This window comes from Agromyces sp. Y558 (assembly GCF_059445415.1).
Genome location: NZ_JCAIUH010000007.1, coordinates 1 through 484 on the forward strand (window position 1 = coordinate 1; position 484 = coordinate 484).

General features: G+C 61.0%; 1 protein-coding gene and 1 rRNA gene. Both read left to right on the forward strand.

Annotated features, from left to right (window positions below):
* Positions 1 to 70: ribosomal RNA gene (rrf, locus tag AC1C2T_RS19440) — 5S ribosomal RNA — on the forward strand; the annotation flags it as partial.
* Between the two features lie 132 nt (positions 71 to 202).
* Positions 203 to 484, forward strand: a 282-nt coding sequence (locus AC1C2T_RS19445) for a hypothetical protein (protein WP_495386367.1), incomplete at its 3' end; no start/stop codon positions are given.

Sequence of the window (484 nt, forward strand, 5' to 3'; positions counted from 1 at the left end):
GGAAGCTAAGACTCGCAGCGCCGATGGTACTGCAGGGGGGACCCTGTGGGAGAGTAGGACACCGCCGGACAATCATTAAGGAGAGTGGCCACCCGAAGAGGGTGGCCATTTTTCGTTAACGGGTCGCTTACAATGCGGCCCAGTACGGTTGAGTCCCATGAGGACTCCACACTCGACGGGACTATCGTGAGCGACTCCAGGCATGATTCGGCAGACCAGGGACGCCAAGATCGAGGCGATCAGCGCGGCCGGAGTGGCGACGGAACCGCTCGTGGAGTTAGGGGCGGTCGACCATCCTCAGGAGCTCGTGACGGTTCGGCGTCGAAGCGCCCGAATGGTGACGCGAAACGTGCCGGCGGCTCTGGCGATGCGAAGAAGCCGTATGGGGATCGTGATGCGAAGAAGCCGTATGGGGATCGTGATGCGAAGAAGCCGTATGGGGATCGTGATGCGAAGAAGCCGTATGGGGATCGTGATGCGAAGA